This is a genomic window from Ensifer aridi (assembly GCF_002078505.1).
Taxonomy (GTDB): Bacteria; Pseudomonadota; Alphaproteobacteria; order Rhizobiales; family Rhizobiaceae; genus Sinorhizobium; species Sinorhizobium aridi.
This window is the reverse complement of the sequence record NZ_LUAV01000054.1, coordinates 1,249-1,633: the sequence shown is the minus strand read 5'-3', so window position 1 is coordinate 1,633 and position 385 is coordinate 1,249. Positions and strand designations below refer to the sequence as shown.

Annotated in this window: 1 protein-coding gene; it reads right to left on the bottom strand. The window is 68.1% G+C overall.

The window, feature by feature from the left end; genetic code table 11:
- Positions 1 to 385: AMP-binding protein (locus tag AYK65_RS31100; RefSeq protein ID WP_139793413.1), on the bottom strand; the 385-nt coding region annotated here is incomplete at both ends.

The window sequence follows — 385 nt, the reverse complement described above, 5'->3', positions numbered from 1 at the left end:
GCCGCGCGCACGGATAGGCCGGATCGAGCGGCAGATAGGCGCCGCCCGCTTTCAGGATCGCCAGCAGCCCCACCACCATCGCCGGGCTGCGCTCGACGCAGATCGCCACCGGCTGGTCGGGCTTGACCCCAAGCGCGATCAGATGATGGGCGAGCCGGTTGGCCTGGACATTGAGCTCACCATAGCTCAGCTCTTCATCCTCATGCACCAGTGCCACCGCGTCGGGCGTCCGGCGCACCTGCGCTTCGAACAGTTCGTGCACGCACAGCTCCGTCGGATAGTCCGCTTCCGTCCGGTTCAGCTCCTCCAGCAGATAGCGGCGCTCGTCAGCCGGCAGGATGTCGATGCGGCCGACCGGCTGCCCGGCATCGGCAACCATCGCCCG